This window comes from Shewanella sp. A22 (genome assembly GCF_053850585.1).
Genome location: NZ_JBSQBN010000196.1, coordinates 1 through 4,468 on the forward strand (window position 1 = coordinate 1; position 4,468 = coordinate 4,468).

The following is a 4,468-nucleotide window of genomic DNA, read 5'->3' on the forward strand; positions in this document are numbered from 1 at the left end:
CTCAGGTATTCCACTTCTGTGTTACATCGATTTAAAAGGGAACAACCATTTCTACATCAATGTGCCTTGAATTGAAAAACCTGAGAGACTCTGAACTGACCAGATATTTAATGGGATTGGTATTATTTCTCTACTTCGACATCATGTTCCATTTCATCGATAGGCAATTGACCATAACCAGTATCGATGGTCACTTTATAGGAGTGATCCTTATGGATTAATTTATAACTGCTAGAGTTACCCACATTGAGCTTAAGAGATTTATCCCCTAGCAATTGCGGAGCATCATTTGATAGGTCACTTAGACTCACGAGTAAATTGACCTTTTTAGCGTGTAACTGTTTTGACACAATCGTTACACCATAATCACCTTCAACATCTAATGAAATAGACTCATTTAAACCCATTATTATTTTTGATGTAGAAATCGTCACATCTTGCGATTGGGTAACATGCTCTTCAATCGATATCTCTACCACCAACCCTTGCTCAGCCATAGCAAAATGACTGATCACTAGCAATGCGAGTAATGATAAATATTTCATGTGTTATACTCCTAAGCTTACGTTTTTATTATATTTAATAACTGCCTTATATTAGCGACAAATCTACACTAACCAAGCAAAAAAAACAGCGGTTAGCTCGCAAAATATGGCTAATTAATCTGTTCAAAATAAGACTTAGCTCTTAAGCTAAATTCATTTAACCTTTGACTGTCTATGTTACCCTATCACCATATAAGGGTGCCCACCTTAACAACCATTGATATACCTAAACAGTAACGAATGATCATTAAATTACGAGACTACCAACAACAAGCCGTAGATGCGGCAGTAAAGCATTTTAAACAAAGCCAGCTATCAGCCGTATTGGTTTTACCAACCGGTGCAGGCAAAAGCATTGTTATTGCTGAACTGGCGAGAATTGCCAATGGCAATGTATTAGTGTTAACCCATGTAAAAGAACTCGTCGCACAAAATGCTGAAAAAATCAGTTTACTCACACAAGAAGCCAATATCTATTCTGCAGGGCTTAAACAAAAGAAAGCTAACGGTAAAACCGTCATAGCGAGTGTTCAATCAGCGTCGAGGTCTCTGACTCAATTTGATCAGCCATTTTCGTTGGTTATCATTGATGAGTGTCATCGTGTTAGTCACGAATCGACCAGTCAATATCAACAACTTCTTACTCATTTACACAATCAAAACCCTAACATTAAATTACTTGGGCTCACAGCAACGCCTTATAGGCTTGGTTCAGGTTGGATATATCGCCATCACTATCATGGTAAAGTCGGTAATACTGATAAACCCGTGTTCGAAAAGTGTATTTTCGAGTTACCGATGCGACCGTTAATTAAGAAAGGTTATTTAACTCAGCCGACCATTTTTGATGGATTCAGTGCCCAATATGATTTTACTAGCTTAGCGCCTACCGAAACCAATGAATATCCTCAGGCTGAAGTTGATAATTTACTCCATCACCAAGGCCGAGCAACGACCGCGATTATCAAACAAATAAAACAATTGGCACAACATCGTCAAGGCGTACTTATTTTTGCTGCAACAGTACGCCATGCTAATGAAATAATGACGTTAATGGACGACAATGCGGCACTAATCACAGCACAAACGTCACATACTGAACGTGATGAGATTATCGCAAACTTTAAAACTAAACAGCTCAAGTTTATTATTAACGTTGCCGTACTAACCACTGGGTTTGATGCGCCACATGTTGACCTTATCGCAATATTACGCCCTACTGCATCAGTGAGTTTATTCCAACAGATGATAGGTCGCGGGCTACGACTGGCAGACAATAAAATTGATTGTTTAGTCATAGATTATGCGGCTAACGGCTATGATCTATTTTACCCAGAAGTTGGACAAGCCAAACCAAACAGCAAATCGGTTCCAGTGCAAGTCCATTGCCCTGTATGTCAATTTGCCAACACCTTTTGGGGGTTAGTAGATAACGATGGTGACATTGTTGAACATTTTGGCCGACGTTGCCAAGGGCTTATTAATGACACAGACCAATGTGACTTTAGATTTCGCTCCAAGTCATGTCCAGATTGTGGCGCCGAAAATGATATTGCTGCACGTATTTGTCAAACATGTCACTCAACCTTAATCGACCCAGACAAAAGACTCAAACAAGTACTTAACGCACAACATCACTATTTATTCAAATGCCAAGAAATGTTACTACATGACAAAGATGAAAAATTACAAATTCAATATGTCGATATTGAGGGAAATGATTTTAATCAAACTTTTCAATTTACAACAGCGTCACAACGACGCGCTTTCTATGCCGTATTTGTCTTATCACACACTCGCACACCTGGTTTTCAGCACCCACAATACAACAACATCGCTGACGTTTTAGCCGACAAAGATCGCTTTAGAAAACCTGATCTACTGCTGTTAAAAAAAAATAAACACCGTTGGGATTTGGTCGAGTCATTTTTTGATTACCAAGGCAAATATAAAATTGATATGAGTTAAAACAAAAATTAATCACCCTGAATTATGAATTAAAAAGCTCATATGGTATAAAATGCCCATATCATTAAACAGGAGTCACCATGTTTGTCGTAATTTTTGGGCGTCCAGCCTGCCCATATTGTGTTCGTGCTGTTGAGTTATCTGAAAAATTAGCCGCGCAAAGTGAAGATTTTAAATTTAAGTATGTCGATATTCATGCTGAAGGAATATCAAAAGCTGATCTTTCTAAGAGTGTGGGTAAAACAGTTGAAACCGTGCCACAAATATTTATAGACGAACAACCTATTGGTGGTTGTACTGAATTTGAAGCATACATTCGCCAAAACAACCTATTAAACTAATATTGTTTCAATAGCTACGTTAAACAGACATCAAAAAGGCAACCATTAGGTTGCCTTTTATTTTATAACATCAAGCTACAACACATATTTGGCAGAAAACATCACACGATTTAAATCAGCATCCATACCATCTTCACGTTCGTTCAATGCATGCATAAACTCCACACCAAATGTTAGTGGTTTTGATGGCGAATACAGTAAATTTACGTAGGCAGAATAAGCCTCTTTATTCACAGAGCTGCCCGTTAGCGCAACATCATTATCAGCAGAAAAACCTGAGAACGTAAAGCTTGAACGCCATTGTTCTGTCCACCAATGACGGTAAGCCACAAAGCCACCAAATGATTTAATGGCTTGTATATCACCGTTGGCATTCATTACCCCCGCATTGGCATAGTTTAACGCCATATAACGTCCAAGCCCCTCTCCATAGGTGGCAGTAAACTTAAAGTCGTCTTTACCAACCGGTATAACACCAGCAAAACTGGCACCATAACCTAATTCAGATGAATCATAAGCCGTTCCACCGATCACTTGTTCAACATTAAGCTGTCTTACTATCGCCGCAACAGAGAATGCAGAACCATTTGACGACTTAACATTATAGCGACCTACAACATCTGGAATAACGCCACTACCGCTTGTAATGCGCGAACCGCCGCCATAAGGCGTCACTGTTGTTTCAGGATTCTCAATAGAAAACTGCCAATTTCCACTGCTATATCGAATTTGCGATTGTCTAGCAAAAGGAGTACCTTCTGCGGCACCGACAAAATCGAGGTTTTCAGGTAACGCCCCAGGATTTTGAAATGTAGTCCATGTCTGACCAACAGTCCATTCGTCATAACTCACAAATGCATGACGAATTCTTGGAGAGTAACTATTTGAAACACGTTCATTACCATCTGCGTGAGTCATAAAATCTAATTCAATAAAACCTGTTAGCTTATGTCCATCAACATCGGTAACAGTTTTAAAATTAAAACGAGTTTCTCGGGCCTGAAAGTCGACAACTTGCTTCCCATTGCCCTCAGTACCATAAATCGTGCCTGGTACATAAAACTGGCGAGAAAGCGAGCCTGAGTCAGGCGCACCATTACCATAATCACTAAACATTACATCCGCTTTTATATAACCACCGAATGTCATATCAGTTGCAGCCTGAGCTCCCCCACTCATAGCCAATAAAGCACCTGCGACATAAAGATGTATTTTTTGCTTTTTCATTATTATCTCCCTATATATTGTTCTAATCTTGAGCAATATGAGCTAATTAACAATCAAGTAACATTAGCAATAGGTCTATGAGACAAAAGTAGATAAGCAAACACTAAACTTACTTAATGCCAACTCTAATTACCTATCAGTTCATTTGGAGTTTTGCGTTTTCTAGGAAGGTAACGGAATTGTAGCAACAGTTGTTCTTCGTCAAAATAATATTAAGCAGTATAGAAACTAGCCTCGAGAGAATCACTCAGGCTTTCCATTTATTATACCAATCCTATTAAATATGTGATCTTTCAGCGGGAGTTCAAAGTGCTGTAGGCAAGGCAGATGATTGAAGCGAATAGTGATCCTCGGTAACAAGCTCCTGCGTTACTCTACCTCCAGCAT

Annotated in this window: 4 protein-coding genes; 2 read left to right on the top strand and 2 right to left on the bottom strand. The window is 39.0% G+C overall.

Going from position 1 to position 4,468, the window contains the following annotated elements; translation table 11 throughout:
- Nucleotides 1-122: 122 nt before the first annotated feature.
- Nucleotides 123-545 (bottom strand): hypothetical protein, encoded by a 423-nt coding sequence (locus tag ACWXWT_RS19910; RefSeq protein ID WP_456043308.1) that lies wholly within the window; start codon nt 543-545, stop codon nt 123-125.
- 240 nt (nt 546-785) lie between these two features.
- Between ACWXWT_RS19910 and ACWXWT_RS19915 the strand changes: the two genes are divergently transcribed.
- Entirely contained in the window at nt 786-2,513 is a 1,728-nt protein-coding gene (locus tag ACWXWT_RS19915; protein WP_456043309.1) for a DEAD/DEAH box helicase family protein, read from the top strand.
- 80 nt (nt 2,514-2,593) lie between these two features.
- The gene (locus tag ACWXWT_RS19920) at nt 2,594-2,854 is read left to right on the top strand and encodes a GrxA family glutaredoxin (RefSeq protein ID WP_456043310.1); all 261 of its coding nucleotides are present in this window, start codon (nt 2,594-2,596) and stop codon (nt 2,852-2,854) included.
- A 75-nt stretch (nt 2,855-2,929) separates the two neighbouring features.
- Here the strand turns inward: ACWXWT_RS19920 and ACWXWT_RS19925 are convergent, their stop codons facing one another.
- Nucleotides 2,930-4,081 carry a DcaP family trimeric outer membrane transporter gene (locus tag ACWXWT_RS19925; RefSeq protein ID WP_456043311.1) on the bottom strand — a complete coding sequence of 384 codons (1,152 nt, stop codon included), beginning with the start codon at nt 4,079-4,081 and terminating at the stop codon, nt 2,930-2,932.
- Nucleotides 4,082-4,468 lie beyond the last annotated feature (387 nt).